Here is a 25897-nt window from a genome sequence, read left to right as displayed (position 1 = left end):
CACATGTCCGACGAACTGCTGGTACCGGGCGCACGTGACGTCCGGGCGACACTCGATTCAGCCGGTGACGACGCGACGGCCTGCGTGGTGGCCTGCCCCCCACACCCACAGCACGGTGGGAACCGGAGCGACCGCCGGCTCGTGGCGGTCGGCGAGGTCCTGACCGACCACGGCATCGACTGCCTGCGCATCGACTACGGCGAGTGGGACGAGGGGTACGGCGAGCGCGAGGACGTGCGGAACGCCCTCCGGTGGGCCGACGACCGGTACGAGACGGTCGGTCTGTTCGGTTACAGCTTCGGTGGCTGTCAGGCGCTGCTGGCGGCGTCCACCGTCGACGTGCCCGTCGCGGCGGTGTCGGTGCTCGCACCAGCGCCGCGGCTCGCGGCCGACCTCGACGCCGTCGCCGCCCTCGACGACATCGACTGTCCCGTCCAGGTGTGTTACGGCGAGCGTGACGACCTCGTGGACTGGCAGCAGGTCGTCGACCGGGCCGACGAACTCGGCCACGAGACGGTCGCCTACGGCGCGGACCACCACTTCGTCGGCCAGCACGAGAAGATCGCGAAGACGGTCGGGTCGTTCCTCGTCTCGACCCTCGCTCGGTAGCGAGGCGGCCGACAGTAGCAACGCCTTTGGCCGGTCCCCGAGAAGCGCCGCCCATGACCGGTTTCGTTCGCCGATGGACGCCCGAACTCGGCTGGTCGGCGCTCCTCGTCGGCGTCGTCGTCTCGCTCTGGGCGGTGTTCGCTCCCGGCGTCGGCTGTCGGGCCAGCGCCCTCGACACGTGGCAGGGTCGCTTCGCCATCGAGGGAACCGACCTGCTCTTCGTCGGCTGTGGCGCACACCCGTGGACGCTCGACCTGCGCCTCGTCGGCGCGGGCCTCGGCCTGCTCGTCCTTGGCACTCTGCTCGTGCTCCTCGGCCGGCGGCTGTAGTCGGCCAGCACAACCGTTAGGCGGTCTGGGACCGAACCCTCACGGAATGAGTAAGGACATCGACGACGCGGTGAACGAACTCGCCGACGTCACGGCCGGCCGCGACCTGGACTCGATTCCCATCGTTTCCGTCGCCGAGACGCCGACGACGGTCGAGGTGACCCTCGGCCTCCCGTCGGGCAACGAGTTCACCGACACCTTCGACAGACCGCCGGTGTGGGGGGCGAACTGTGACCTGAAGCGGTTCCTGGACGCGATGGGCGTCGGCCCGGACGACCTCGACGACCTCGTCGGGCGCGAGGTACCCGCGTCTCGCCGGGTCGGGAAGGCAGGACTGGAGTTCAGTATCGACCGCGAACGCGTCTTCGAGAGCGACTGATTCTCCCGCGGGCAACTGACTCAGGCCTCGGCGGTGAGGTCGCCGAGTCGTGTCGCAGCGTAGCCGAACACGTCCTCGTAGCCGTCGGTCGAGAGGAGCACGGGGTAGAACTCGGCGTCGGCGATCTGTTCGTTGCCGTCGGCGGCCGCGAACGTCGTCCCGGGCTCGACCCGCTGGAAGTTCTCGACGAACACCTCGTAGCGCTCTGCGGGCACCTTCGGGATGCGCTCGTGGAGTCGGAAGTGCGGAATCGGCTTCGCGGGCGCGTCGCCGGGAAGCGCGCCGGTCGCGGTGAGGAACGCACGGGTGAGCCGGTCGGCGTTCTCGGCGGCGGCGTCGGTCCCCTGCAGTCCCGCTTCCACCTCGATGACGTCGACCGCGGTCGTCAGCCGGCCATGGACGGAGTCGCCGGTCTCCACCACGGCGGCGACCGGGAGCCGGGGGATGATCTCACGGACGTACTCGGTCATCCTGTCGTAGACGGCGAAGGGGTCGGCGTGCGAGCGCGTGGAGTGGATGGAGAAGGTGAGGCAGTCCTCGACCTCGGCGTACACCGCGGCGGCGAGTCGCCCCTCGTGGGTGTCGGCGTCGGGGTCGCCCGGGAACGTCCGGTTCATGTCCTCTTCGAGGAAGCGGACGCCCGCTTCCAGCGCCTCCTCGTTCGCAACGATCAGTTTGACGGGGCGACGGACCGGCGGCTGCTCGTCGATGAGACGCTCGATGGCCCGCACGCCACACGGTTCGTCCCCGTGGATACCCGCGACGACGGCGAGCTCCGGCTCGCCCTCGCCCAACTGTTCGACCAACATCAGGTGAAACCAGCGCCGCAGAGTGCAAAAACGATACGATTCGCCCCGTCAGGGCACGGCTTCCCCCGCGTTTGCTGTCGATTCGCGGAGTGAATCAGTGGTCCAGCTCGGAGAGGCGGCCGAGCCGCCGTGCGCCGAACCCGACGATATCGTCGTACCCGTCGGTCGACATGAGGACGGGGTAGAACGCCTCGGGAGCCGTGAGCTCCCCGTCGTGACGGCGGGCGAACACCTCGCCGGCGGGCACGCGCACGAAGTTCTCGGCGATGAACTCGTACTCGGTGCCCTCGACGCGCTCGGTGACCGAGAACACCTCCGGGTCGGCCAGCGAGAACTCGGCGTCGATGACGCCGTTCCCCGCGAGGAAGCCCCGGAGGATGCGTTCGGCGTTCTCGGTGGCCGCGTCGCTCCCCCTGATGCCGCACTCGACGGCGACCCCGTCGAGATACCCCACCAGCCCACCCGGGACGTGGCTGATGTCGACGGCACGGTCGATGCCGGCTCGCTGGAGGACGTGGAACGTCTCCGGGGTCGCGCGCTGGTAGAGCGCGAACGGCTCGGCCATCGAGAGCGTCGAGTGCAGGTCGAGGACGCGCAGGCCGGCGAGTTCGTCGAGGAGCTCGGCAGCGAGTCGCCCCTCGTGGGTGTCGGCGTCGGGGTCGCCCGGGAACGTCCGGTTGAGGTCCTCGTCGACGTACCGACGGCCCGCGTCGACTGCCGCCTCGTTGGCGACGACGAACTTCACCGGTTCGTGTATCGTGGGGTCGTCCGCCAGGAACCGCTCGACGGCGTGCTTGCCACACAGCTCGTCGCCGTGGATGCAGACGACGACCGCGAGCTCCGGCTCACCCTCCCCGAGCGAGATGACGCGCATGGGACGAGGCTGGGACGCGCCAAACTTATACTGTGTCCTTCGATTCCCGCTCCGGTGATTCCGGTCGGTAGATCCCGGGATACACGGTCTGATATCTTTAATTTACGATTAGTTGCCTTGTGATTCGTGCGCATGGGTAGTGGGATTTATATGGACGTGTTGGGTAGTACCGGCCTATGCCAGAACGCACTACCGACCGGCGTGGATTCTTGAAATATGCGGGCGCGACTGCGGTCGCCGCTTCTGCAGCAGGCTGTATCGGCGGTCTCGGAGGCGGGGACGACGAGTCCCTGGGTGACTTCGAAGTCACCGTCACCCAGGGCAACATGCCCTCGGGTCTCGACCCGCACGACCACCGTGAGACCCCGACAGACGTCGTGATGCTGCACGCCTACGAGGGCCTGCTCACTCGCGACGCCGACGGGAAGATGGTCAACGCACTCGCGACCGGCTTCTCCCGCGTCGACGGCGAGCCCGCCGTCGAGTTCGAACTCCGGACGGACGCGACGTTCCACAACGGCGACGACTTCACCGCCGAGGACGCCGCCTACAGCATCAACCGTATCGTCAAGGAGGACGTCGGCTTCGCCAGCCCGCAGAGCGACCAGCTGGCGGGTGTCACCGGTGCCGAGGCCGGCGACGGGAAGATCACCGTCAACACGGACGGCGTCAACCCCATCGTCTTCTCCGAGTTCGCGACCTACTGCGACATCGTCCAGAAGTCCTGGATCGAGGAGCGCTCGAAGCAGGAGATCGCACAGGACATGAACGGAACCGGCCCGTTCAAGCTCGACACCTACACCGAGGACCAGGAGGTCGTCCTCGTCCGTAACGAGGAGTACTGGAACGACCCCGCCGAGGTCTCCCAGCTGACGTTCAAGGCGGCCACCGAGTCCAGTACGCGTGTCAACCAGCTCGTCGCGGGCGAGACCGACGTCATCGTCAACGTCCCGCCCCAGCAGGTCTCGGAGGTCGAGAACAACGACGGCACGTCCGTCAAGGCCTCGCCGAGTACGCGTATCATCTACAACGCGCTGCGGTACGACGTCGAGCCGTTCTCCTCCACGGAGTTCCGGCAGGCGCTGAACTACGCCATCGACCTCGAGAGCATCGTCTCGAACGTCCTCGGCGGCTTCGGTGCCCAGACCGGACAGCCGACCCTGGAGAACTTCGTCGGGCACAACCCCGACGTCGAGCCGTACCCGTACGACCCGGAGGAGGCCGAGGCGCTCGTCGAGGCCAGCGGCCACGCGGGCGCGGAGATCGAACTCCACACGCCCTCGGGGCGCTACCTCAAGGACCTCGAGATCGCCCAGGCGGTCGCGGGCTACATCGACGAGCTGTCGAACGTCTCCGCGACGGTCAAACAGCGCGACTTCGGGTCGCTCGTGGACGAGCTCCTCACCGGGAACATCGAGGACAAGCCGAAGTGGTACCTCATCGGCTGGGGTGAGGCGACGTTCGAGGGTGCCCTCGTCATGCAGGCACTGCTCGCCAGCGACGGCGCGCTCACCACCTGGAGCAACGACGAGTTCGACTCGCTGCTGGAGCAGGCGTCCAACCAGACCGGCGACGCCCGGACGAGCACGCTGCAGGATGCGAACGCCCTCGCACACGACGAGGCCCCGTGGATCTTCCTGAACCGTCAGTTCAGCGTCTACGGTGTCGCGGACCGTATCGACTGGGAGCCCCGCTCCGACGAGCGCATCGACGCCTACGCGATGAGCAAGAACGAATAGTAGAACCACCATGTCCCTCGTCCGTTTTCTGACAAAACGAACACTGCAAGGGCTCGTCGTCGTCTGGGGAGTCGTGACGGTCGTCTTCGGGCTCCGGGTCATCGCGCCCGGGAACCCGGCGAACGTCCTGCTCCCGCCCGACGTCGCGCCCGAGGTCCGCCAGCAGGTCATCCGCGAGCTCGGGCTGGACAAGCCCATCCACATCCAGTACCTGGAGTTCCTCGCGGGCATTCCGTTCGGCGACCTCGGCACGTCCCTGACGAACAACACCGCGGTCACGTCACGTGTGATGCGGACGCTGCCGGCGACGCTCGAACTCGCCATCGCGGCGACCATCGTCGCGGTCGTGCTCGCGATTCCGCTCGGCGTCGTCAGTGCGACCCGGCGGCACGAGCCACCGGACTACCTCGCGACGCTGTTCTCGCTGGGTGGCATCTCGACGCCGAACTTCTGGCTCGGCGTGATGCTCGTCATCGTCTTCGCCGTCCAGCTGGACGTGTTCCCGACGAGCCAGCGGGGAATCGGCTTCCCGGGGGTCGTCGGGCTCCTGCTCACCGGCCAGCTCGGGGCGGCGATCAACGGGTTCGTCACGTGGCTGAGCTACATCACGCTCCCCGCCATCACGCTGGGGACGTACTTCACGGCGCTCATCACGCGGCTCACCCGCAGCGGCATGCTCGACGAGCTCGGGAAGTCGTACGTCCGTGCCTCGCGGGCGAAGGGGCTCCCGGAGGTGCTGGTGCGCTACCGGCACGTCCTGCGGAACACGCTCATCCCCATCGTCACCGTGGTCGGGCTCCAGCTCGGCTCGCTCATCGGTGGGGCGGTCATCACGGAGTCCGTCTTCGACTGGCCGGGGCTCGGCCAGCTGCTCATCGGCAGCATCCGGGCCCGTGACTGGCCGATGGTGCAGGGCTCGCTCATCGTCATCGCCGTCGGCTTCGTCGTCGTGAACATCGCGGTCGACACGCTGTACGCGTACATCAACCCCCGGGTGGGATTCGACTGATGGTATCTCTCGATTCACTACTGAAGCTGTTGCGTGGCCTGACGCTCTCTCCACGGACCGTCAGGAACCTGAAGAAGGAACTCGCCCGGAACGAGCTGGCGAAGATCGGCATCGCCATCGTCGTGCTCGTCGTGTGCGTCGCGGTGTTCGCACCGTTCGTCGCGCCCGACCGGCCGACCAAGCAGAACCTCGAGGAGTCGCGCTTGCCGCCCGTCGGCTTCTCCGAGAAGTCGGTCCAGGAGGTCCAGGTCAAGGAGAACGGGAGCGTCGTCTTCGAGGACGGCGAGATCGTGACCGAGACGCGGACCGTCTACAACAACGCCTCGTGGGACCACCCACTGGGGACCGACGGGAACGGTCGTGACATCCTCTCCCGGCTGATATACGGGGCGAGGGTGTCGCTGCTCGTCGGCGTCCTCGGGACGTCACTCGCCACGCTCATCGGCGTCACGGTCGGCCTCTCCGCGGGGTACTACCGCGGCAAGGTCGACGACGCCCTGATGCGTGCGGCCGACGTGATGCTCGCGTTCCCGTCGCTCGTGCTGGCCATCGCGCTGGTGGGGGTCTGGGGACAGGCGAAACTCGCCATCCCGGACCCGTTCGTCCAGCTTGGGCTCGTCGGCATCTTCCGCGATGCAATCGGGCTCCCCGGGCCGATGCCGACGCAGACGATACTGCCGGGAACGGTCATCGTGGTCGTCGCGCTCGTCAACTGGGTGTGGTTCGCCCGCGTCGCCCGCGGGGAGGCACTCAGCCTGCGCGAGGAGTCCTACGTCAAGGCGGCCCGCTCGATGGGCGCGAGCGACGCGACCATCCTGCTCCGGCACATCCTGCCCAACGCCGTGACGCCTATCCTCGTGCTGGCGACCATCCAGGTCGCGGCCATCATCCTGCTGGAGAGCGCACTGTCGTTCCTCGGCTTCTCGGCCGCGAACGTCTCCTGGGGCTTCGACATCGCCCTGGGGCGCGAGTACCAGACCACGGCGTGGTGGATCGCCGCCATGCCCGGGCTGGCCATCGTCATCACCGTCGTCGGGCTGAACCTCGTCGGTGACTGGCTCAGGGACGCCCTCGACCCCGGCATCGAAGGGGAGGGTGGTGTCTGATGAGCCGAGCACACGAGGACCTGCTCCGCGTCGAGGACCTCTCGACGCGCTTCTTCACGGAGGAGGGGCAGGTCAACGCCTGCGAGTCGGTGTCGTTCGACGTTCGCGAGAACGAGATACTGGGCATCGTCGGCGAGTCCGGGTCTGGCAAATCGGTCACCGCGCTGTCGGTCATCGACCTGGTGGAGTCACCGGGCCGGGTGACCGACGGGTCGGTGTGGCTGCGCGACGCCGAACTCGCCGAGGAGTTCCGGTCGAAAGACGCCGCGGTCGACGGCGACTTCGTCGATCTCCGGACGCTCCCGAAGGGTGTCCGTCGCTCCCTGCGCGGGCCGACGTTCAGCACCATCTTCCAGGACCCGATGTCGAGTTTCAACCCGTCGCTCACGGTCGGCGAGCAGATCGCCGAGGCGGTCGAGGTCCAGCGCCGCACCACCGCCAATCCCCGGAAGACGCGGTCGCGGACCCAGGGTTACGGCCTCGGGAACCTCATCGTCGACAGCTTCCTGCCGGACCGGTCGTACACCAGCGAGGAGAGCCACGCGCGGGCGGTCGAACTGCTCGACCAGGTCGGCATCCCCGACGCGGCCGAGCGCGCCGACCAGCACCCCCACGAGTTCTCCGGCGGGATGCTCCAGCGCGCGATGGTCGCGCAGGCACTCGCCGGCGAGCCGGACGTGCTCATCGCGGACGAGCCGACGACCGCGCTCGACGTGACCATCCAGGCCCAGATTCTGGACCTCCTGCGCGATATCCAGGAGGAGCGCGGGATGAGCATCGTGCTCATCACGCACGACCTCGGCGTCGTCGCCCGCATGTGCGAGCGCGTCGCGGTCATGTACGCGGGCGAGGTCGTCGAACGCGGGTCGCTCGAGGCCGTCTTCGACAGCCCGACCCACCCCTACACGCAGGGGCTGCTCGGGTCGCTGCCGGACCTCGACGACCCCGAACCGCGTCTGGACCCCATCGAGGGGAACGTCCCGAGCCTGCTCGACAGCGAGATGGGCGACCGGTGTTACTTCGCCGACCGCTGTCCGAAGGCGATGGAGTCCTGTCTCTCCCGGCCCGAGCATCGACAGGTCGGGGACGACCCGGACCACGTCGCGCGGTGTGTGCTCGCCGACGGCGAGTACGACCCCGCGCAGGCGCTGCCCGACGACTACTTCGAGCGAGGTGAGACCGATGAGTAAGAGCGAGCCACTGCTGCGCGTGACCGACCTGGAGAAGTACTACTACGAGAACGACACCCTCATCGACAGCCTGCTCGGCAACGAGGCACAGAGCGTCAAGGCCGTCGACGGGGTCTCCTTCGAGGTCCAGGAGGGCGAGACGCTCGGGCTCGTCGGCGAGTCCGGCTGTGGGAAGTCCACGACCAGCGAGACCGTCCTCCGGCTCCGCGAGGCCACCGGCGGCACCGTCGAGTTCGACGGCGAGAACGTCTTCGAGATGGACAAGGCGGAACTGAAGGCGTTCCGCCGGAACGCCCAGATCGTCTTCCAGGACCCGTTCTCCAGCCTCGATCCGCGGATGACCATCGGCGAGATCGTCACCGAGAGCCTGCGCATCCACGGTATCGCGGACCGCGAGGAGCGCCAGGTGCGCGCCGCGGAACTGCTCGAACGCGTCGGCCTCTCGGCGAGTCAGATCGACCGATACCCCCACGAGTTCTCCGGGGGCCAGCGCCAGCGCATCGGCATCGCCCGCGCCATCGCGCTCGACCCCGAGTTCATCGTGCTCGACGAGCCGGTGTCCGCGCTGGACGTCTCCGTGCAGGCGCAGGTGCTCAACCTGCTCGGCGACCTGCAGGACGAGTTCGGGCTGACGTACCTGTTCGTCGCCCACGACCTCTCCGTGGTCCGGCACATCTCCGACCGCGTGGCCGTGATGTACCTCGGCGAGATCGTCGAGACCGGCCCGGTCGACGAGATATTCGAGAACCCGCAGCATCCCTACACGCAGGCGCTGCTCGAGAGCGTTCCACGACCCTCGGTCGAGGAGTACGGCCGCCGTGGCGACGTGCTGGAGGGTGACGTTCCCTCGCCGCGGAACCCGCCCTCGGGTTGCCGGTTCCACACCCGGTGCCCGTACGCCACCGAGGCGTGCAAGGCGGAGTCCCCACCGGCCCACGAGCACGGGCCCCAGCACGAAGCGACGTGCTTCCGACTCGACGGCGACCACGACTACTGGGAGAGCGAACCGCTCTCGCACGCGGAGGAATCGGTCGCAGAAGAAACGGTTGCGCAGGGCGACGACTGAGCCGGCCTCGGCTACTGCACTCTGACGGTCTCTTTCAGGCGATACTCGAACTCGACGCCGTAGTCCTCACCGACTCGCTTCCGGTCGACGTACCCTGCCCGATTCACGTCGGCGAGTACGCTCGAGGCGCTCTCTGCGGAGTACTTGGTCTCTCGCGCCACGTCGTGGCAGTCCTTCCAGTCGTCTGTGGTGAGTGCGCCGCACACTCTTCCTCTGTGTGAATCCGCACGGACGGTCGGCATGCTACGTGGTTCGGTAGCAAGGTGCATAAGCTTCGGTCCTAATTGTTCAGGGTCCTATTTGGGCCATGGACCGAATCGACAGTCGGGATGGTCGGAGTCCGGAGAACCGTCGGTGGCGACGCGCTCACGTCTCGCCTGCCACTGTTCGTGGCGGCAGAGGACGAGCACAGGAATTTCGTTGACACCCAGAACATCGGCCAGCATGAATCTCGTATACCCTTCGTACCAGAGAATCTCGCCGTCCCTGCCGATCGCCACCAGTGGGTCGAGGCTGCTGGCGTAGCTGGTCCAGTCCGGTGTTTCGTGGTCTCGACTGGCGTTTCGCCGCCACCCGTCGTCCTCGATGGACCGGGCGAGCTCGTCCACGTCGGCCAGTCGTTCCTCCACGAACGTCTCGAAGTCGGGGTAGCCACGGGGGTTCCCGTCCGCGTCGAACCGGGCTTTCACGTCCGCGTAGTACTCGGTCTCCGCCCAGTCGCGCCCCTCCTCGAACCGCTGGACGAAGCACCGGTACTTGGCGGTCTCGCGGATGGGGTGGCAGTGGCGGTCGCGGTCCCAGTCGCCGCCCTGCACCCGGCCGAGGCCCCAGGGGAGTTCGAGGCCGGTGGTGAATCGCTGGATGTCGGTGGGGTCGACGTGGATGAAGGCCCAGGGTTCTGTCGGAACGTCGTACCGGAGTCGGTTCCGGAGACCGTGGAGCCGGGTGTAGAGCCGAAACTGGTCGGCGATGGGGATGGGTGGGTCGCGGAGCAACCGGGTCCGGACCCGGTCGGCGATGGCGAGCCGGACCGAAGCTGCGAGGGAGTCGGCAGTGCCCTGGCGGAGGACCGTCGGTGAGCAGAGTTCACGGGGGAGCATCGGTTTCAGGGTAGTGCAGTGTCCTCAGTCGTCGTATGCGATAACGAACGAGAGGACTGTTCCGTTGTACTTGACGTAATACCTCCCGCCTTTGTTCGGTATCCCTTTTATTGCTTGGTCAACCCTTTGTTGTTCTTCGGCTGTTAACCCCACGCTCGTGCTGTTTCGATTGCTTGCTTCTTCGAACGCCTCTCGAAGGACTGGGATGTCAGTGAGCCCTTCGTCCGATGCCGAAACGATTTTTACATCTGCTGGTGGACTTTCCTCAACAGTTACCATCAACGTTCCTGGATCCCCACTTCCACTACTACTGTTTTGTATCGCTCCGATGCAACCCGAGGAAATCACCACTACTACGATAGCTGTTAATTTAATTGTATTTGTCAACTTCATAACTTAAAATCTTCTGATGTAATTAAATACTTTGTGTGCTTGGGTACCTGGGTTCCAGGATTACACTGTGACCCCGAAGTAGTCCTCCACCCACTCCATCGCATTTCCGCCTGAATTATCGTCGCTGCAATCTGCCCCGTCAGTCGACCATGCGTTTACACCAGCGATGTATACTCGTGTGCAATCAGTACAGCCATCATACTCTTTGAATATTGGACCGCCAGAGTCTCCACCACCACCAGGAGCACCCATGTAGAACTGATTGGCACTATTCAGAGCGTTGCCTTCACTCGTACTAGTGATGTGACCCGTGTTGGTGCCTCTTCTCGCTCCTTGTTTCGTGAGGTCGTATGAAGTGTTGCCTTCATAGTATTTTATCGTCGACCAGTTCAGACGACCCTCAATGTAATGATTATCCTTTTCAGCAAGCTCGTACTTGAACAATTCCCACCCTTCATGATTGTTGTCAGGCTCGACTAACCCTGCATCTCTATTGCCGTTGTTATCATCAACGTATTCGTGAGTGAAACCTTGAGGGTTGAAGCCGTCATTCGTCGGTTGATAGATTTTGTCATACGTGCTTCCTTCGTCATGTAAGACGTGTCCACAGGTAACCATCTGTCTCTCTCCAGCACTGTCGTTGTAGGCAGGCGTACAGAATGTCCCTGCCCGGGAACCCCATTGGTCGCCACCAGGTTCTATCCGGCACCCTCCCGGAATATTCGACCCGTAGTCTTCGTTGTAGAAATACCGCTTGCAACCACCCGTTTGCACTCGTGAACGGGATTCAACAATCACAGGGATGTTTTCAACTTCCCACGACGTTCGTGGCTTCTTACCACTTCCCGCTTGTCCATTAACGCTTGCTGGTGCCAACTCTTTGAGTCCCTCGAAGGATACTGTTGGTTTTTGTTCCTTCTCGAGGAGACCGTTCTCGGTCTGTACTCCTTTAACCGTTGTGACGTGTTGTAGTGCTACCACTCTCTTCCGTCGATGTCCATCTACGACAGTCTTGACGGCGGTGTTCAAGCCTTTCTTCGAGCTGACTTGTTCTGCAATTCGACTTGCGACCGTCGCTGCAGCGTCGTGAGCTGCTTCCACTTGGACCCAGTGGTCACGGGAAACGGTATCGAACTCCGCCTCACGTGCTGGGGGCGCCCCGGCTCGTACCTTTTCAGGGTACTTGTGCTTCATCAGTTTAGCATATGGGACTTCCTCCTCGGGGTTGTCGGTGAGCTGGACGAGATCCTCCTTCGACATGAATTCTAAAGTGGTCGAAGAGAGACCAAGGCCACTCAAGTTCTTTATAAATCGTCGACGCCCATGTTCGAAAGTTCTCGGATATTGTTCCTTGACATATCTATTCAGGGGTTTTTCCAGACAAGTATTATATCTATCGGAAATATCTGATGGCTATTAAGGTAAGCAATTCCTCTGATTATATGACGGATTCTAATTATTACTTGGGGACTTGTTTTATTCAGCGTCCAACTGTCGTTTGATTAGTTAATATCTGTCTACCGCAGACCCTCGAATGATTGCTGTCAACACTTCACCTACCAAACTCCCTCCGAAATCGTTTTGAATGACTCTCGCGCACAGTCAGTATGCCGACCGATTCCGAAACGGGGTACGACCCCACACTCGGGAACAAATTCATCTTCGTGACAGGCGGCGTGATGTCCGGACTGGGGAAGGGTATCACGGCCGCGAGTACAGGCAGACTTCTGAAGAACGCCGGGTTCGACGTGACCGCGGTCAAGGTCGACCCGTACCTGAACGTCGACGCCGGGACGATGAACCCGTTCCAGCACGGCGAGGTCTACGTTCTCAAGGACGGTGGCGAGGTCGACCTCGACCTGGGGAACTACGAGCGGTTCCTCGACATCGACATGACCTCGGACCACAACGTCACCACCGGGAAGGCGTACAAGCACGTCATCGAGAAGGAGCGTGCTGGCGACTACCTCGGGAAGACGGTCCAGGTCATCCCGCACATCACCGACGACATCAAGCGTCGCATCCGCGAGGCGGCCAAGGGGACCGACGTGTGTATCGTCGAGATCGGCGGGACCGTCGGGGACATCGAGGGCATGCCCTACCTCGAGGCCCTTCGGCAGTTCGCCCACGAGGAGAGCGAGGACGACCTGCTGTTCGTCCACGTCACCCTGGTTCCGTACTCCAAGAACGGCGAACAGAAGACGAAGCCCACCCAGCACTCCGTGAAGGAGCTGCGCAGTATCGGCCTCCAGCCCGACGTGCTGGTCGGACGCTGCGAACAGAAGCTCGACCCCGAGACGAAGGAGAAGATCGCGCTGTTCTGTGACGTGCCGACGAAGGCCGTCTTCTCGAACTCCGACGTCGAGGACATCTACCACGTGCCGCTGATGGTCGAGGAGGAGGGCCTCGACGAGTACGTGATGGACCAGCTCGGGCTGTTCTCCCGGGCGCTCCCGAAGCGCGAGCGCGACAACTCCTGGCGCAACATCGTCACCCGCGACCGCGAGGGCGAGGTCGACATCGCGCTGGTCGGGAAGTACGACCTGGAGGACGCGTACATGTCGGTCCACGAGTCGCTGAAGCACGCCGGCCTGGACCAGCGCGTCGACGTGAACGTGGTGTGGGTCGACGCCGACGAACTCGCCGCCGACGGCGAGGACAGCGAGCACTTCCAGCGCCTCGCCCAGTGCGACGGCGTGGTCGTCCCCGGCGGGTTCGGCTCGCGCGGGACCGAAGGCAAGATAGCCGCAGTCAAGTACGCCCGCGAGAACGACGTGCCGTTCCTCGGCCTCTGTCTGGGCTTCCAGATGGCGGTCGTCGAGTACGCCCGGAACGTCCTGGGTTACGAGGGCGCACACTCCGCCGAGATGGACGCGGACACCCCGCACCCGGTCATCGACATCCTGCCCGAGCAGTACGAGGTCACGGACATGGGCGGGACGATGCGTCTGGGCGCACACGAGACCGACATCGAGTCCGGGACGGTCGCGGCCCGACTCTACGGCGGCGACTCCTGCACGGAGCGTCACCGTCACCGCTACGAGGTGAACCCCGAGTACTTCGAGGACTTCGAGGACTCCGACATGGTGTTCTCGGGCACCGCGGGCAACCGGATGGAGATACTGGAACTCGACGGCCACCCGTACTTCTTCGGCACGCAGTTCCACCCCGAGTTCCGCAGCCGCCCCGGTCGTGCATCGCCCCCGTTCGTCGGCCTCGTCGAGGCCGTCGTCGAGCAACAGCGTGACGTCGACTCCGAAACCGAGACCGAAGAGGTCGAAGCATAATGGTAGACACAGACGAGTTCATTCCGGAAGCAGTCGCAGAGATCCAGGAAGCAATCGGCGATTCGAAGGCAATCATCGCCCTCTCGGGCGGTGTCGACTCCTCGGTCGCGGCCGCGCTGGCCTACGAGGCCATCGGCGAGAACCTCGTGCCCATCTACGTGGACACGGGGCTGATGCGCAAGGGCGAGACCGAGCAGATCCGCGAGACGTTCGACTACATGCACTCGCTCGACATCGTGGAGGCACAGGACCGCTTCCTCGATGCCTTAGAGGGCGTCACCGACCCCGAGGAGAAGCGCGAGATCATCGGCGAGCAGTTCATCCGCGAGTTCGAGCGTGAGGCGAAGGCGGTCGACGCGGAGTACCTGGTCCAGGGGACCATCTACCCCGACCGCATCGAGAGCGAGGGTGGCATCAAGTCCCACCACAACGTCGGCGGCCTGCCCGACGTGATGGACTTCGAGGGCATCGTCGAGCCGGTCCGCGACCTCTACAAGGACGAGGTTCGCGAGGTCGCTCGCGCGATGGACCTCGAAGAGGTCGTCTCCGAGCGCATGCCGTTCCCCGGTCCCGGCCTCGCCGTGCGCGTCATCGGCGAGATCACCGAGGAGAAACTCGAGGTGGCCCGCGAGTCGAACCACATCATCGAGGAGGAACTGGAGGAGTACGACCCGTGGCAGGCGCTCGCGGCCGTCATCGGCAAGGCGACCGGCGTCAAGGGCGACAACCGCGTCCACGGCTGGGTCGTCTCCGTCCGCTCCGTCGAATCGCGTGACGGCATGACCGCCCGCGCCCAGAACATCGACTGGGACACGCTCCAGCGCATCCAGTCGCGCATCACCGGCACGAACGACAACGTCGCCCGCGTGGTGTACGACGTAACGCACAAACCGCCGGCGACCATCGAGTACGAGTGAGACGATGACGAAGGCCATCTTCGCCGGTGTAGACGAACACGCGCTCGTCGCCGCCCTCGAAGCCGAAGGCATCGAGGTGACGGTGATTCCCGACGTGGCGAACCGACCCGCACTCGAGGAGGCGGGTATCCTCGAGGCCGACCTGTTCGTCCTCACGGACGTGGGACAGGCGACCTCGATTCCCATCGCGAAGACGATGAACCCCGACGTGCGAATCGTGGCGTTCACCGACGACTCCCTCCCGGAGTTCGTCAGCGGACAGGAGGTGCTGGCCATCGACCCGGCACTCCTCGACGCCGAGGCGGTGGCAGAGGAACTCGCGGCGTCGTAGTTCCCCGATTCTCCTCGCCTCGCTGGGAGAAGTAACGGGTGCATCACCCAGTTTCGTGAGAGAAATAACCACTCCATCCCCCAGTTACTGTAAGTAATCGCTATCTTGTCACCAACCCCTAGAGTGACTCGCAATGACTACACGGCGAACCGTCGTCAAGACGCTCGGTATCGTGGGGGGGACAGCGGCACTCGGGGGGTGGAACGTCGCGGCACAGGCCGACGACGACCAGTTCCCGTTCGAGGACGACGAACTCGGATACCGGGAGAGCGACCCGGCGGCGATCCGTGTGCTCCACGCGGTGCCAGACGGCCCGGCGCTGGACCTGCTCGTCAACGACTTCGAGGTGCTCAAGCAGTTCGAGTACGGGCAGATAACGCCGTACGCGGAGATGCGACGCGGCCTGTTCGACTTTCGAACCATCCTAGACATCCAGACGTTCGCTCCGGGGGGCCGCGACGGGCCGGACAAGCTGGTGCAGCTCCGCGAGGGCGACCACACCATCGTCGTCGCCGGACCGAGTCTCCCGAGCAGTGAGTCCGAACTGCTCGTCTTCGAGGACGACAACGCGCCGGTCTCACGGACCGAGGCGAAGGTGCGATTCATCCACGTCTCGCCAGACGCGGGCGAGGTGAACGTGCGGGTGAAGGGTGTCGGCCGGCTGGCCCGCCGCCTGGAGTTCGGCGAAGCGACCGACTACGAGACGGTCCCCGCGGGGACGCTCGAACTCACGCTCCGCAAGCCCGGCCAGCAGCGCAGCCTCGACGTCTTGCTTGCGCTGGCGGGCGGGGCGACCTACACCGTCTTCGCCCACGGGTTCCTGTACGACGACTCGGGTGCGCTCTCCATCGGTGGCGAGCGCGGGTTCACGCTCCTCCCGGTCGTGGACAACCTCTCGGCGAGCCCCCGGCTCTCGCTGAACAACATCCCGCCGCTACGGGGACGTGGCGGGCGCGGCCGCGGTCGCGGTCGTGGCGGCTGGGGTAGAGGCGGCTGGGGTAGAGGCGGCTGGGGCCGCGGTCGTGGCGGCTGGCGTCGCCGCTGGCGGCGTGGCGTCCACAGCCCGCAGGGTGGCGGGCCCGGTCCCGGCCGTGGCGGGTTCGGCGGCCGGTTCGACGACGGACGCATCGAGTTCGACTCGCCGTTCCAGACCGACGACGAGTGAGTACACCGCGGTAGGACGTGGCGGGTACGCTGCCGTCTGTGAGACCGCGCGCCCACAACGCCTTTCGCACGCCCAGTCCATCACTGGACCGTGGTGACCAGTGGCCCCATCGAAACGTTCGAGGCGGACGTCCGCCCGCTGCTCGTGACGCCGGGCGTGTACCTGCTCGGCGGCTTCCTGGCCGTCGCGTTCGCCGTCGTCGGCGACGACTACCTCACCCCTGTTCTCGGTGCGGCCGCGCCGGTCGTCATCGGGGTGACCGTGTTCGCGGTCGTCTGGGGCTACTTCGTGCTGCCGGGGATGCAGGAGGCGCGCTCGACCGAGATTCGGCTGTACGCGGACCGGCTCGAGCGCGACCGTGGTGGCGTCGACGGCGTCAACGACGTCGTCCCGTACGACTCCATCGAGCTGGTCGCGGTCGAGCGCTCGCGGGCTGGCGACCGGTTCGGTACCGCGACGCTGGTCTGTTTCCGTCCGGTCGAGGGCGACCTGCGACTGTGGTTCGTCCGGGACGCAGACCGGCTCGCGGCGATGCTGGACGAGCGAATCCGGGCGGCCCGCGAGGGCCGAGACACCGAGGCGCTCGCCCGCGTCGGCGTCGACCCGGCTGGGCTCCCCGACGAGACGTACGTGCTGCCGGCGACGGGGATCCCGGGCTACGACGGGGGCGGGTTCGACGGGGCCGAAAGTCGGCCCTGAACTCGATTTTCAGATATATCAGAATCCAGTTTGTTCGTGAGAGAAGCCTCTGTAAACTGGGTTCCTGTCGCTCGATTCCTCTACGCGTAATAATATGTCTGATTCTGAGTTGTTCTCGTTCGTGAGCGAACGGGCGCTTACCTAACCGGGTTCCACACCTCAGTACGGCTGCTATGGTAGCAACCAGACGCACTGTTCTACAGTCAATCGGTATCGTCGGGGGGACAGCGGCACTCGGGGGGTTCGGTGCCGTCGCCGTACGTGCGGACTATCACGAGTCGGCTGACGACGAGGCGGCCGAAGGGCTCACCGAGCTCCGGATCATCCACGCGTCGCCGGACGCCCCCAATGTCGACGTCGTCGTCGACGGCGAGGTCGTCCTGGCGAACGTTCCGTTCGGGACCGTAAGCGAGTATCTCGTGCTCGAATCCGGTGAGCACGACATCACCATCACGAAAGCCGGCAGCCCGGACGTCGTGGTCTTCACGCAGACCACCGAACTCGACGAGGGCAAGTTCACCATCATGGCCCTCGGTGAGATCACCGCCGCGACGTTCGAGCCGCAGGCGTTCGAGGACATGCTGACGCCGCCGATGGAGGACGAATCCGCCATCCGGTTCATCCACGCCTCGCCCGACGCGCCGGAGGTCGACGTGGTACTCGTCTCGCTGAAGGACGAGATCACCGAGGAGGACGTCCAGGTCGTCGAGAAGCTCTCGTTCGGGTCGGCCAGCGACTACCTCACCACGGACGCCGGGCCGCACATCGTCGAGGTCTTCCCGGCCATCGACCCCGAGAACCCACCGGAGGACCTGCCCGAGCCGGTCGCGACCATGGAGGTCGACCTGCAGGGCGGCACCGCCTACAGTGGCATCGCGCTCGGGTACCTCGAAGCGGACGAGGACAAGCCGGCCCTCGAACTCAAGGTCGCCATCGACGCGATGCTCGACGAGGACGCGGTCGAGGAGGAGGAAGAGGAGGAGCCTATCGAGGAGGAAGAAGAGGAGTACCCGGTCGAAGAGGAGGAAGACGAGTTCCCGGTCGAAGAGGACGAGGAGATCCTCTGCCCGACCGACGAGCCGTCGCCGCCCATCCAGATCGACTGGCTCAAGACCGAGGGAGAGTACGACCAGTGTACCAGCTGCTTCACTCCGCGGGCCCGTCGCGTCATCCGGACGCGCCAGCCGTACCGGATGCGCCGTCGCCCGTACACCCTTCGGCCCACCTGGGGAATCGGTCGCCGCCGCTACTACTGAGTAGCTGAACCACTTCACTCTCGGACGACCCCCGCCGTCGTCCGTTGCTCATTATCCCGTCGCGCTTTTCGCGACGTTCGCACCCGTTTTCGCCGCGCGTTCCCGTCGTCCAGTGCTGGGACCACTACCGATAAGGCTCGTCCACCCGCAGGGTCAGGTATGACGCTCGACCGCTATCCCGAACTCGACCCCGACGCGGGCGAGGTGCTCGACGCCGAGGTCGTCGTCGCGGACGACGTGCTCGTGAAAGCCTTCGCACTCGGACCGGGGGCGACGCTCGACCCACACGACCATCCCACGTCGGCGAACGTGTTCCACGTCGTCGAGGGGACCGTGACGGTGATACAGGACGAGACCGAGGAGACGGTCTCGGCACCCGGTGTGGTGTTCCACGACCGCGGGGTCGCCCACGGGGCGCGAAACGACGGGGACGAACCCGCGGTTCTGACCGCGACGCTCGCCCCGTTCCCGGGCTAATCGGTCGTTCTGTTCGGGTTCGTTACTCTTCGTCGTCCTCGTCGGGTGCCTCGCGCTGGGCCAGCCCGGCGAGGTGCGGGACCTCCGGCAAGATGATCTCGTCGACGCCGAGTTCGACCGCCGGGCGGCTCCCCGGCAGACAGAACACCGGACAGCCGTTGGAGATGCCTGCGGTGGCCCGCGTCGCGATGACGGTGGTCCCGATGTCGTCGTAGGAGAATCGACGGAACAGCTCGCCGAAGCCGGGGAGTTCCTTCTCGAAGAGCTGGCGGGCGGCATCGACCGTCACGTCGTCGGGGGTCACGCCGGTCCCACCGGTCGTGACGACCGCATCCACGTCGCGCCGCTCCGTCAGCCGGGAGACGGTCCCCTGGACGGTGTCGAACTTGTCGGGCACCAGTTCGCGGACGACGACCTCGTGCCCCTCGTCCTCGAATGCGGTCTCGATGGTGTCGCCGGCCGGATCGTCGTCCAGCGACCGGGACGAGGAGACGGTGAGGACGCCGATCCCGAGCGAGGTGATGTCGTGGTGATGGTGGTGGTCGTGACCCTCGTGTTCGTGGTGGTCCTGCGCGTCTGCGTGTTCGTGGTGGTCGTGGCCCTCGTCTTCACTCGCCTGGTCGTGCTCGTGGTCGTCGCCGTCGTGTTCGCTCATGCCCCCCGCTTGGGCTGGGGGGGACAAAACCGGCCGGTGTTCGACAGCAGTCGAAGAACCGGTAGACGATGAACGAACACACAGGGCTTTTACCCAGCCACTGGTCCCTCGAACCATGCAAGCCGTCCAGTTCAGCGAGCACGGCGACGCGGATGTCATCGAGTACGGCGACTTCCCGGACCCGGACCCGGGCCGAGACGAGGTGCTGGTCGACATCAAGGCCGGCGCACTCAACCACCTCGATGTGTGGACCCGCCGGGGCCTCCCTGGCGTCGACCTGGAGATGCCACACATCCCCGGGAGCGACGCAGCGGGCGTCGTCGAGGAGGTGGGCGAGGCGGTCACGCGCTTCGAACCCGGCGACCGGGTCGCGCTGCTCGCCGGCGTCAGTTGCGGGAAGTGCGAGTTCTGCCGCACCGGCGACACTGCGCTGTGTGTGAACTACCACGTCATCGGCGAGCACGTCCGCGGGGTGCACGCCGAGTACGCCGCGATTCCCGAGGAGAACCTGACGCCGGTCCCGGAACACGTCGACTGGGAGACGGCGGCGGCCGCCCCGCTCGTGTTCCAGACCGCCTGGCGCATGATGATCGAGCGCGGCGACCTGACACAGGGAGAATCCGTCCTCGTGCTGGGTGCCTCCGGTGGCGTCGGCCACGCCGCGGTCCAGATAGCCGCCCACGCCGGAGCCGAAGTGTACGCCACGGCCTCCAGCGAGGAGAAACTCCAACACGCGAAAGAGTGCGGTGCCGACCACGTCATCGACTACGAGGCCGAGGACTTCGCGGCCGAGATCCGTGAGATGACGGGCAAGCGCGGGGTCGACATGGTCGTCGACCACGTCGGCGAGGCCACGTGGGACAAGTCGCTGAAGTCCCTCGCGAAGGACGGCCGCATCGTCACCTGCGGCGCGACGACCGGCCCGCGGCCGAAGACCAACATCAACCGCATCTTCTGGAACCAGCTGAAGGTCATCGGCTCCACGATGGCGACCTACGGCGAGGCCGAGAAGGCGCTCTCGCTCGTCTGGGACGGGACGTTCGAGCCCCGCATCCGCGACACCCTGCCGATGAGCGAGACCGCCCGGGCACACGAGATGCTGGAAAACCGTGAGGGCTTTGGCAAGGTGGTCGTAATCCCAGATAGTGAGCTCTGAGGACGACGATTCGGACGGCGGGTACGTGCACCGTCCCGGGAACGCGAGGGATGGCGGTGGCCGGTCGAACACGGAAGACGGTGTCGTCCACCCGGACTCGGTCGAGCGCGAGTTCGACTACCGGGGCTGGACGCTCGTCGGCGTCATCGTGTTCGCGTTCCTCGTCGCGCCCATCGTCGTCTACCTCCGTCCGCCCGCACTCCCGTACTGGGTCGCGCTGCTCGCGTTCCCGATGCTGCCGGCGCTCTTCCTTGGTGTGATGGCGGTCTGGGCGACGACCCGGCCCTGAACCGGACCGGTCGCCTACCGTGCGAGTGGTGGCTCTCCGAACGTCGCTTCGATACGTGAGACGATAGCCATCGCCAGTGCGATGTCACTCTCCGGGGTATCCTCGCGCTCCGCGTAGGTCAGCAGGTCCTCCCGGAGCCGCCACGCCTCGAACGGTGTAAGTGTGGTCGAGCCGTCTTCGAGTTTTCGCGCGATATCGAGCGCCCACCACGGCTCGGGGCCCTCGTGGTCCTCGCGCGTCAACTGTTCGACCATCACGTGATGGACGACCCACGCTTCTGCTCTGCCGAGGCCGAATGCGACTTCGGGTTCCGGGTGGTGCGTTGCTACCATTGTCTCGTCACGGGAGCCGTTCCCGCCGCTGACTACGTGGGTAGACAGTATAGTACTTTGTGGCGTGTTAGCACACGCCTTTTTCTCGGGTTCAGTCGAAGTCGCGGCGCATCGCGATCTCGAACCAGGGGCACAGCCGCAGCTGGCGGTAGAACTCGGGGTTGTCGTGGAGTCGCTCGTAGGGGACCCACATCAGGCCCTCGACCTCCTCCGGGTCGGGGTCGAGGCTGGTGTCGGTGAGGGTGAGTTTGAGGACCGCACAGACCTCGTGCTCGACGCCCGCGTTCTCGAAGTAGCGCTTGTACTCGAAGCGGTCGGTGAGCTGGAGGTTCTCGTACTGGTCGGGCGTGATACCGAGCTCCTCTTCGAGGCGCTCGCGGGTGGCGGCCTCCTGGGACTGGCCCTCGACCGGGTGCGAGGCGACGGTGCCGTCCCACCAGGTGCCCCACAGGCGCTTGTCGGCCGCACGCTGGGCGAGCAGGATGTTCCCGTCCCCGTCGAACACGAGCGAGGTGAACGCGCGGTGGCGGATACCCTCACCGGTGTGGGCGTCGAGGCGGTTGACGAGGCCCTGTTCGTTGTCGTCGGCATCGACGGCGATGACCTCCTGTCCCGCGTTCTTGTGCGGGAGTTCCTCGGCCACCTCGTCTGCTTCGTTTGGGGTACTCATGCATCAACAATCGACGACCCCGTAAAAAGGAACTTCGCTTTCGTCAGGGCCGTGGCTGGTACGTCTTGCTCACGCAGAACCGCATACACTGCGGCCGCGACTGCGCTATCAACTCGGTCGTCGACAGCCCCTCGCCGTCGAGGCTGAAGTGCCGAGGCTCGTCGCCGTGGACGGTGAGGTGCATCTCCGGGGCGAGCAGGTGGGTCAGGTGGTCCCGGTCGCGCCGGAGGAACCGGCGGATGGCCTCGTCACTGGCGAGTGACCGTGCGGGGCGGTCCTCGATGACGACGATGTTCAGCATCCCGTCCTCCATGTTCGCTTGCACGCCGGGTTCGCCGACGAACCGCCGGCCGTTACCCACGAGCACGCCGATGGCCTCCCCGGCGTACAGCTCCTCGCCGTTCTCGTCGTGGACGCCGATGTCCAGCCCCTCGAAGTCCCGGTACTCTCGCATCGTGTTGATGACGTAGGCCAGCACGCCCCAGCGCTTCTTGAACTCGGGCGTCGTGGCGACGCTCGAATCCGCGGTCAGGCCGCCGACGCAGGAGTTGACGAACAGGCGGCCGTTCGCCATCCCGAGGTCGATTCGACGGCGACGACCGGATTCCAGGAGCCGGAAGGCGTGCTCGACGCTCTGGATGCCGAGTCGGTCGGCGAAGTTGTTCCCTGTCCCGGCCGGGACGACTCCGAGGATGGTGCTGTCGAGGCCGTCCGCGTCGTCGACGCCCCGGACGACCTCGTTGAGGGTCCCGTCGCCACCGGCTGCGACCACCAGCGAGGCGTCTTCGGACACCGCATCCCGGGCGAGTTCGTACGTCTCCCCGCGTCCCGTGGACTCCCAGACCACGTAGCCGTGTTCGTCGGCGAGCCGTCGTGTCTGGTCGGCCCGTTTCCCGCCACCGCTCTTGGGATTCAGGACGAGGATACAATCGGACATAAGGATACTGCGCGGGGGAACGACAAAGACCTTGGCCACAGTCTACACCAGACGTGTTCACCATCGACCTCCACACGCACACGCGGTTCTTCCACGGGCGACGGGCGCTTGGCGACCGGTTCGACCCGTACGGGGTCCGCCTCCTCGCCGCGGTCGCCCGGTACCGTGGCCTCGACGCCCTCGCGCTCACGAATCACGACTACTACACGCCGTTCCGTGCAGCGGACCCGGTGTTGCTGCCCGGCATCGAGATATCGACCACGCGGGGCCACGTCCTCGTGGTCGGGCCGGACCCGCCCCGCGAGACGACGAAGGGCGAACTCCGGCCCACTGAAGCGGTGGACCTCGCCCACGACCACGACTGCGTGGCCATCATGGCGCACCCGTTCCGGAACGGGGACATCCGCCACTCAACGGCGGACTTCGACGCCATCGAGGTGAACGGCAAACACCCGGAGAACCGGCGACGGGCGGAACGACTCGCGGCCGAGCGCGACCTGCCCTTGGTCGGCGGGAGCGACGCCCACTTTCCGATCGAGGTCGGGCGGGCGTACACGGTCGTCGACGCCCCGGAGCCGACGGCGGCGGCAGTCGTCTCGGCGATTCGCGAGGGACGGGTCGAGGTACGAACCAGTACGGGACCGGTCGACCGCGTGCTGAACCGACTCTACACGACGGTTCATCGACGAAAAGGCCACCTCGAACCGCCGAAGAACGAGCAGTCGTGACGGCGTCGTCACTCGCGAATCAGTGAGAGACGCCGACCGAGGGACGACGAGATGTGCCGTGTACCAGTCGAGTTGCCAGTCGTGGTCTGGTCGGCTGCCAGTCGATTGCCAGTCGTGTGTGTCGTCCCGGACAGGTCGGTCGGCGGGTTCAGTCCGCCCCGTCGACGGCGTCTACCGTCAGTCCAGCTGCGACCGCTTCTCTTCCCCTGTGTGGCCACCCAACCCCGTTTCGTTCGTGTGCCAGTTCTGCTCGCTTACGCGCCGGTTTCGACGGTCTGCCGCATGAGGGTCTTGATGCCCCCGTAGAGGCCGAGCACCGCGGCACCGGTGAAGAACCCACCGATGGCGGACATCAGCCGTACGTCCTGTGGAATCCCGAAGGCTGCGGGCCAGAGCGTGATCCAGAACGTGAACAACAGCACCATCTGCGCCAGCATCAGCATCACGAAGGCCGCGCCGGTGTCGACGCTGGCCTCTAGCGTGACTTCGTCGTCGCCGAATCGCTTGCTCGGGGTGGCCATGTGAACCGATTGATGCTTCTTTTGGTTATCAGATATAGTTATTTATTGCTTTCTAACCAGTTTGGGTGTGTTACAAAGCTTTTGTGGCTCCACTCTGCAAGAAAATCGCACGACTGCGGCGAGTTCTAATCGCCAGTTACTGTGCCAGTAGCCACACGTTACCGTAAGTAGTTTGTGGCCTTTTGGCGAGGTGTGCCGTCACCTCACTCGATTATGCAGGGTCCGAGGGACATCAAATAGCAGATATATCAGCCCAGCCGCTCGTCGAGGATGAGTCGGGTCTTCGTGGAGACGACCTCCTCCAGCTCGCGCGCCTGCGTGATGAGTTTGTTCACGCCCTGGGTGTCGGCGCAGTCCACGACCAGGACCACGTCCTCCTCGCCGGAGACCTGCCAGACGAAGTCCACCTCCTCCCACTCGGCCATCCGGTCGGAGATGTTGGTCGTATCGACGTCCACCGCAACACCTACCTCAATCATCGCCTTGACGTTCCCGGTGCGCGTCGCGACGGTGAAGCGCTCGATGACGTTCTGTTCGGTCATCCGTTCGACGCGGTTGCGGACGGTACCCTCGCTCGTCCCCACGCGGTCGGCGATCTCTGTGTAGGGTGTCCGGGCGTCCCGTCGGAGGATGTTCAGGATCTGGCGGTCGAGTTCGTCCATGGAGGTCGAATAGTACTGGACCGCGAGACTTGGCTGTTACGAAATTCGTAACGAGATTTCGAAAGCAAGACTTATTTGGGTTGGACAATACGTATCTCGTAATGACGGACGCCTACGTAGCGCTGGAGGGTGGCCACGTCGTCGAGGCTCGTGGTCGCGCTCCGGGGACAGCCCGTGGCGAACTGGTTTTCACAACAGCATACACAGGATACGAAGAGAGTCTCACCGACCCATCCTACGAGGAGCAGATCCTCACCTTCGCGTATCCCTTGATCGGAAACTACGGCGTCCGACCCGAACGCTTCGAGTCCGACCGCGTCCACCCGCGCGCGGTCGTCGCTCGTGAACTCACCGACGACGTGGCCGACTGGCTGACCGCCGAGGGCGTGCCGGCCGTCGACCACCTCGACACCCGCGACCTCGTCACCGACATCCGCGAGAGCGGCGCGATGAAGTGCGGTATCGCCGTCGGCGACGACGTGACGCCGGAAGACGCACTCGCCGAGCTCGAACAGTGCAAGACGATGAGCGAGCACACCGACATCGGCGCGCAGGTCTCCGTTTCGGAACCCGAGGTCTACAACCAGACCGGCGACGGCGCGACCGTCGCACTCGTCGACTGCGGTGCCAAGAAGTCCATCATCGACTCGCTCACGGAGCGCGGCGCGACCGTCCACGTCCTGCCCTACGACACGACGGCCGAGGAAGTCACCGCGCTCGACCCGGACATCCTGTTCATCTCGAACGGTCCCGGCGACCCTGCGAATTTCGAAGCCGCCGTCTCGCTCGTCGAGGCGTTCACCGGCGAACTCCCCATCGCCGGCATCTGCCTCGGCCAGCAGATCGTCGCCCGCGCGCTCGGTGGCACCACCGAGAAGATGGACTTCGGTCACCGCGGCGTCAACCAGCCCGTCATCGACGAGGAATCGGGTCGCGTCGTCATGACCACGCAGAACCACGGCTACACCGTCGCCGACCCCGGTGACAAGCTCACCGTCACCCAGCGCAACGTCAACGACGACACGCCCGAGGGCCTCGACAGCGAGGAACTCAACATCATCACGCGCCAGTACCACCCCGAGGCCAACCCCGGCCCGAACGACTCCCTCGACTTCTTCGACGACGTGCTCGGAATGGTCGACACATCAGGCGACCGTCGAATGGTCGTCGCCGACGACTGACCGACCGACCGACGACTGCCACGCCGGCCGT

Annotated in this window: 30 protein-coding genes and 1 pseudogene; 19 read left to right on the top strand and 12 right to left on the bottom strand. The window is 65.3% G+C overall.

Annotated features, from left to right (window positions below):
* The first annotated feature begins 3 nt into the window (after nt 1-3).
* The 3 genes from ACSC1S_RS13360 to ACSC1S_RS13350 are packed head-to-tail and all read left to right on the top strand — an operon-like array spanning nt 4 to nt 1317.
* The gene (locus ACSC1S_RS13360) at nt 4-609 is read left to right on the top strand and encodes an alpha/beta hydrolase (protein WP_435364753.1); all 606 of its coding nucleotides are present in this window, start codon (nt 4-6) and stop codon (nt 607-609) included.
* A 53-nt stretch (nt 610-662) separates the two neighbouring features.
* Complete coding sequence (locus tag ACSC1S_RS13355; protein ID WP_435364752.1) at nt 663-938, top strand: hypothetical protein; 276 nt, start codon at nt 663-665, stop codon at nt 936-938.
* Between the two features lie 46 nt (nt 939-984).
* Nucleotides 985-1317: a hypothetical protein gene (locus ACSC1S_RS13350; protein WP_435364751.1), complete on the top strand. Its 333-nt coding sequence runs from the start codon at nt 985-987 to the stop codon at nt 1315-1317.
* 20 nt (nt 1318-1337) lie between these two features.
* Here the strand turns inward: ACSC1S_RS13350 and ACSC1S_RS13345 are convergent, their stop codons facing one another.
* Nucleotides 1338-2126, bottom strand: coding sequence for a M14 family metallopeptidase (locus ACSC1S_RS13345; protein WP_435364750.1), 789 nt, complete (start codon nt 2124-2126; stop codon nt 1338-1340).
* A 493-nt stretch (nt 2127-2619) separates the two neighbouring features.
* A pseudogene (locus tag ACSC1S_RS13340) lies at nt 2620-3000 on the bottom strand (M14 family metallopeptidase); the annotation flags it as partial.
* A gap of 176 nt (nt 3001-3176) precedes the next feature.
* Between ACSC1S_RS13340 and ACSC1S_RS13335 the strand changes: the two are divergent.
* From ACSC1S_RS13335 to ACSC1S_RS13315, 5 genes are read left to right on the top strand one after another with little or no spacing between them, the layout of a single operon-like run.
* Nucleotides 3177-4739: an ABC transporter substrate-binding protein gene (locus ACSC1S_RS13335; protein WP_435364749.1), complete on the top strand. Its 1563-nt coding sequence runs from the start codon at nt 3177-3179 to the stop codon at nt 4737-4739.
* A 10-nt stretch (nt 4740-4749) separates the two neighbouring features.
* Nucleotides 4750-5748 carry an ABC transporter permease gene (locus tag ACSC1S_RS13330; RefSeq protein WP_435364748.1) on the top strand — a complete coding sequence of 333 codons (999 nt, stop codon included), beginning with the start codon at nt 4750-4752 and terminating at the stop codon, nt 5746-5748.
* A complete protein-coding gene (locus ACSC1S_RS13325) occupies nt 5748-6854 on the top strand; it encodes an ABC transporter permease (protein ID WP_435364747.1) in 1107 nt (368 codons plus the stop codon). The genes ACSC1S_RS13330 and ACSC1S_RS13325 overlap by 1 nt, the downstream gene beginning before the upstream one ends.
* A complete protein-coding gene (locus ACSC1S_RS13320) occupies nt 6854-8044 on the top strand; it encodes an ABC transporter ATP-binding protein (protein WP_435319331.1) in 1191 nt (396 codons plus the stop codon). Before ACSC1S_RS13325 ends, ACSC1S_RS13320 begins: the two co-directional genes overlap by 1 nt.
* On the top strand, nt 8037-9110 hold the full coding sequence (locus ACSC1S_RS13315; protein WP_435364746.1) for an ABC transporter ATP-binding protein: 1074 nt from the start codon (nt 8037-8039) through the stop codon (nt 9108-9110). Before ACSC1S_RS13320 ends, ACSC1S_RS13315 begins: the two co-directional genes overlap by 8 nt.
* Nucleotides 9111-9121: 11 nt before the next feature.
* Here the strand turns inward: ACSC1S_RS13315 and ACSC1S_RS13310 are convergent, their stop codons facing one another.
* The 4 genes from ACSC1S_RS13310 to ACSC1S_RS13295 are packed head-to-tail and all read right to left on the bottom strand — an operon-like array spanning nt 9122 to nt 11863.
* Nucleotides 9122-9352, bottom strand: a complete 231-nt coding sequence (locus tag ACSC1S_RS13310) for a hypothetical protein (protein WP_435364745.1) — start codon at nt 9350-9352, stop codon at nt 9122-9124.
* Between the two features lie 54 nt (nt 9353-9406).
* Entirely contained in the window at nt 9407-10210 is an 804-nt protein-coding gene (locus tag ACSC1S_RS13305; protein WP_435364744.1) for a ParB N-terminal domain-containing protein, read from the bottom strand.
* 24 nt (nt 10211-10234) lie between these two features.
* Entirely contained in the window at nt 10235-10603 is a 369-nt protein-coding gene (locus tag ACSC1S_RS13300; protein ID WP_435364743.1) for a hypothetical protein, read from the bottom strand.
* Between the two features lie 60 nt (nt 10604-10663).
* Nucleotides 10664-11863, bottom strand: coding sequence for a hypothetical protein (locus ACSC1S_RS13295; RefSeq protein ID WP_435364742.1), 1200 nt, complete (start codon nt 11861-11863; stop codon nt 10664-10666).
* Between the two features lie 347 nt (nt 11864-12210).
* Here ACSC1S_RS13295 and pyrG point away from each other — a divergent pair, with 347 nt between their 5' ends.
* From pyrG to ACSC1S_RS13260, 7 genes are all read left to right on the top strand, one after another.
* Nucleotides 12211-13890 (top strand): CTP synthase, encoded by a 1680-nt coding sequence (gene pyrG / locus ACSC1S_RS13290; protein WP_435364741.1) that lies wholly within the window; start codon nt 12211-12213, stop codon nt 13888-13890.
* On the top strand, nt 13890-14807 hold the full coding sequence (gene guaA, locus ACSC1S_RS13285) for a glutamine-hydrolyzing GMP synthase (RefSeq protein ID WP_435364740.1): 918 nt from the start codon (nt 13890-13892) through the stop codon (nt 14805-14807). The genes pyrG and guaA overlap by 1 nt, the downstream gene beginning before the upstream one ends.
* A 4-nt stretch (nt 14808-14811) precedes the next feature.
* The gene (locus tag ACSC1S_RS13280) at nt 14812-15138 is read left to right on the top strand and encodes a DUF7126 family protein (RefSeq protein ID WP_261652310.1); all 327 of its coding nucleotides are present in this window, start codon (nt 14812-14814) and stop codon (nt 15136-15138) included.
* Nucleotides 15139-15271: 133 nt separating this feature from the next.
* On the top strand, nt 15272-16303 hold the full coding sequence (locus tag ACSC1S_RS13275; protein ID WP_435364739.1) for a DUF4397 domain-containing protein: 1032 nt from the start codon (nt 15272-15274) through the stop codon (nt 16301-16303).
* A 90-nt stretch (nt 16304-16393) separates the two neighbouring features.
* Nucleotides 16394-17002, top strand: coding sequence for a PH domain-containing protein (locus tag ACSC1S_RS13270; protein ID WP_435364738.1), 609 nt, complete (start codon nt 16394-16396; stop codon nt 17000-17002).
* A 173-nt stretch (nt 17003-17175) separates the two neighbouring features.
* Nucleotides 17176-18258, top strand: coding sequence for a DUF4397 domain-containing protein (locus ACSC1S_RS13265; protein WP_435364737.1), 1083 nt, complete (start codon nt 17176-17178; stop codon nt 18256-18258).
* A 159-nt stretch (nt 18259-18417) separates the two neighbouring features.
* The gene (locus tag ACSC1S_RS13260; protein ID WP_435319323.1) at nt 18418-18735 is read left to right on the top strand and encodes a cupin domain-containing protein; all 318 of its coding nucleotides are present in this window, start codon (nt 18418-18420) and stop codon (nt 18733-18735) included.
* A 22-nt stretch (nt 18736-18757) separates the two neighbouring features.
* Here ACSC1S_RS13260 and ACSC1S_RS13255 read toward each other — a convergent pair whose 3' ends face one another.
* Nucleotides 18758-19390: a MogA/MoaB family molybdenum cofactor biosynthesis protein gene (locus ACSC1S_RS13255; RefSeq protein WP_435364736.1), complete on the bottom strand. Its 633-nt coding sequence runs from the start codon at nt 19388-19390 to the stop codon at nt 18758-18760.
* A 115-nt stretch (nt 19391-19505) separates the two neighbouring features.
* Between ACSC1S_RS13255 and ACSC1S_RS13250 the strand changes: the two genes are divergently transcribed.
* Both ACSC1S_RS13250 and ACSC1S_RS13245 read left to right on the top strand, forming a co-directional pair.
* Nucleotides 19506-20546: a zinc-binding dehydrogenase gene (locus ACSC1S_RS13250; RefSeq protein ID WP_435364735.1), complete on the top strand. Its 1041-nt coding sequence runs from the start codon at nt 19506-19508 to the stop codon at nt 20544-20546.
* Nucleotides 20536-20835, top strand: coding sequence for a DUF7977 family protein (locus ACSC1S_RS13245; RefSeq protein WP_435319320.1), 300 nt, complete (start codon nt 20536-20538; stop codon nt 20833-20835). Before ACSC1S_RS13250 ends, ACSC1S_RS13245 begins: the two co-directional genes overlap by 11 nt.
* A 14-nt stretch (nt 20836-20849) precedes the next feature.
* Here the strand turns inward: ACSC1S_RS13245 and ACSC1S_RS13240 are convergent, their stop codons facing one another.
* The 3 genes from ACSC1S_RS13240 to ACSC1S_RS13230 all read right to left on the bottom strand — a co-directional run bounded on the left by ACSC1S_RS13240 (nt 20850) and on the right by ACSC1S_RS13230 (nt 22774).
* Nucleotides 20850-21167, bottom strand: coding sequence for a DUF7853 family protein (locus ACSC1S_RS13240; protein WP_435364734.1), 318 nt, complete (start codon nt 21165-21167; stop codon nt 20850-20852).
* Between the two features lie 91 nt (nt 21168-21258).
* Entirely contained in the window at nt 21259-21837 is a 579-nt protein-coding gene (locus ACSC1S_RS13235) for an NUDIX hydrolase (RefSeq protein WP_261652301.1), read from the bottom strand.
* A 43-nt stretch (nt 21838-21880) separates the two neighbouring features.
* Entirely contained in the window at nt 21881-22774 is an 894-nt protein-coding gene (locus tag ACSC1S_RS13230) for a diacylglycerol/lipid kinase family protein (protein ID WP_435364733.1), read from the bottom strand.
* A gap of 53 nt (nt 22775-22827) precedes the next feature.
* Here ACSC1S_RS13230 and ACSC1S_RS13225 point away from each other — a divergent pair, with 53 nt between their 5' ends.
* Nucleotides 22828-23502 (top strand): CehA/McbA family metallohydrolase, encoded by a 675-nt coding sequence (locus ACSC1S_RS13225; protein ID WP_435364732.1) that lies wholly within the window; start codon nt 22828-22830, stop codon nt 23500-23502.
* A gap of 254 nt (nt 23503-23756) precedes the next feature.
* Here ACSC1S_RS13225 and ACSC1S_RS13220 read toward each other — a convergent pair whose 3' ends face one another.
* Nucleotides 23757-24023: a hypothetical protein gene (locus ACSC1S_RS13220; protein ID WP_261652298.1), complete on the bottom strand. Its 267-nt coding sequence runs from the start codon at nt 24021-24023 to the stop codon at nt 23757-23759.
* A 248-nt stretch (nt 24024-24271) separates the two neighbouring features.
* A complete protein-coding gene (locus ACSC1S_RS13215) occupies nt 24272-24685 on the bottom strand; it encodes an Lrp/AsnC family transcriptional regulator (protein ID WP_435319316.1) in 414 nt (137 codons plus the stop codon).
* Nucleotides 24686-24786: 101 nt separating this feature from the next.
* Here ACSC1S_RS13215 and carA point away from each other — a divergent pair, with 101 nt between their 5' ends.
* The gene (gene carA / locus ACSC1S_RS13210) at nt 24787-25866 is read left to right on the top strand and encodes a glutamine-hydrolyzing carbamoyl-phosphate synthase small subunit (protein ID WP_435364731.1); all 1080 of its coding nucleotides are present in this window, start codon (nt 24787-24789) and stop codon (nt 25864-25866) included.
* Nucleotides 25867-25897: the final 31 nt, after the last annotated feature.

It is taken from the genome of Haloarchaeobius pelagicus (genome assembly GCF_051207375.1).
Taxonomy (GTDB): Archaea; Halobacteriota; Halobacteria; order Halobacteriales; family Natrialbaceae; genus Haloarchaeobius.
The sequence above is the reverse complement of the archived record's forward strand: the minus strand, read 5'-3'. Positions and strand labels throughout refer to the sequence as shown.

Coding starts and splice junctions, on each gene's coding strand:
- ACSC1S_RS13355 (WP_435364752.1), top strand. CDS start 663: ATGACCGGTTTCGTTCGCCGATGGACGCCCGAACTCGGCTGGTCGGCG.
- ACSC1S_RS13360 (WP_435364753.1), top strand. CDS start 4: ATGTCCGACGAACTGCTGGTACCGGGCGCACGTGACGTCCGGGCGACA.
- ACSC1S_RS13260 (WP_435319323.1), top strand. CDS start 18,418: ATGACGCTCGACCGCTATCCCGAACTCGACCCCGACGCGGGCGAGGTG.
- ACSC1S_RS13320 (WP_435319331.1), top strand. CDS start 6,854: ATGAGCCGAGCACACGAGGACCTGCTCCGCGTCGAGGACCTCTCGACG.
- ACSC1S_RS13305 (WP_435364744.1), bottom strand. CDS start 10,210: ATGCTCCCCCGTGAACTCTGCTCACCGACGGTCCTCCGCCAGGGCACT.
- carA (WP_435364731.1), top strand. CDS start 24,787: ATGACGGACGCCTACGTAGCGCTGGAGGGTGGCCACGTCGTCGAGGCT.
- ACSC1S_RS13255 (WP_435364736.1), bottom strand. CDS start 19,390: ATGAGCGAACACGACGGCGACGACCACGAGCACGACCAGGCGAGTGAA.
- ACSC1S_RS13335 (WP_435364749.1), top strand. CDS start 3,177: ATGCCAGAACGCACTACCGACCGGCGTGGATTCTTGAAATATGCGGGC.
- ACSC1S_RS13220 (WP_261652298.1), bottom strand. CDS start 24,023: ATGGCCACCCCGAGCAAGCGATTCGGCGACGACGAAGTCACGCTAGAG.
- guaA (WP_435364740.1), top strand. CDS start 13,890: ATGGTAGACACAGACGAGTTCATTCCGGAAGCAGTCGCAGAGATCCAG.
- ACSC1S_RS13280 (WP_261652310.1), top strand. CDS start 14,812: ATGACGAAGGCCATCTTCGCCGGTGTAGACGAACACGCGCTCGTCGCC.
- ACSC1S_RS13330 (WP_435364748.1), top strand. CDS start 4,750: ATGTCCCTCGTCCGTTTTCTGACAAAACGAACACTGCAAGGGCTCGTC.
- ACSC1S_RS13240 (WP_435364734.1), bottom strand. CDS start 21,167: ATGGTAGCAACGCACCACCCGGAACCCGAAGTCGCATTCGGCCTCGGC.
- ACSC1S_RS13230 (WP_435364733.1), bottom strand. CDS start 22,774: ATGTCCGATTGTATCCTCGTCCTGAATCCCAAGAGCGGTGGCGGGAAA.
- ACSC1S_RS13350 (WP_435364751.1), top strand. CDS start 985: ATGAGTAAGGACATCGACGACGCGGTGAACGAACTCGCCGACGTCACG.
- ACSC1S_RS13275 (WP_435364739.1), top strand. CDS start 15,272: ATGACTACACGGCGAACCGTCGTCAAGACGCTCGGTATCGTGGGGGGG.
- ACSC1S_RS13250 (WP_435364735.1), top strand. CDS start 19,506: ATGCAAGCCGTCCAGTTCAGCGAGCACGGCGACGCGGATGTCATCGAG.
- ACSC1S_RS13215 (WP_435319316.1), bottom strand. CDS start 24,685: ATGGACGAACTCGACCGCCAGATCCTGAACATCCTCCGACGGGACGCC.
- ACSC1S_RS13310 (WP_435364745.1), bottom strand. CDS start 9,352: ATGCCGACCGTCCGTGCGGATTCACACAGAGGAAGAGTGTGCGGCGCA.
- ACSC1S_RS13315 (WP_435364746.1), top strand. CDS start 8,037: ATGAGTAAGAGCGAGCCACTGCTGCGCGTGACCGACCTGGAGAAGTAC.
- ACSC1S_RS13265 (WP_435364737.1), top strand. CDS start 17,176: ATGGTAGCAACCAGACGCACTGTTCTACAGTCAATCGGTATCGTCGGG.
- ACSC1S_RS13295 (WP_435364742.1), bottom strand. CDS start 11,863: ATGTCGAAGGAGGATCTCGTCCAGCTCACCGACAACCCCGAGGAGGAA.
- ACSC1S_RS13235 (WP_261652301.1), bottom strand. CDS start 21,837: ATGAGTACCCCAAACGAAGCAGACGAGGTGGCCGAGGAACTCCCGCAC.
- ACSC1S_RS13325 (WP_435364747.1), top strand. CDS start 5,748: ATGGTATCTCTCGATTCACTACTGAAGCTGTTGCGTGGCCTGACGCTC.
- ACSC1S_RS13300 (WP_435364743.1), bottom strand. CDS start 10,603: ATGAAGTTGACAAATACAATTAAATTAACAGCTATCGTAGTAGTGGTG.
- ACSC1S_RS13345 (WP_435364750.1), bottom strand. CDS start 2,126: ATGTTGGTCGAACAGTTGGGCGAGGGCGAGCCGGAGCTCGCCGTCGTC.
- pyrG (WP_435364741.1), top strand. CDS start 12,211: ATGCCGACCGATTCCGAAACGGGGTACGACCCCACACTCGGGAACAAA.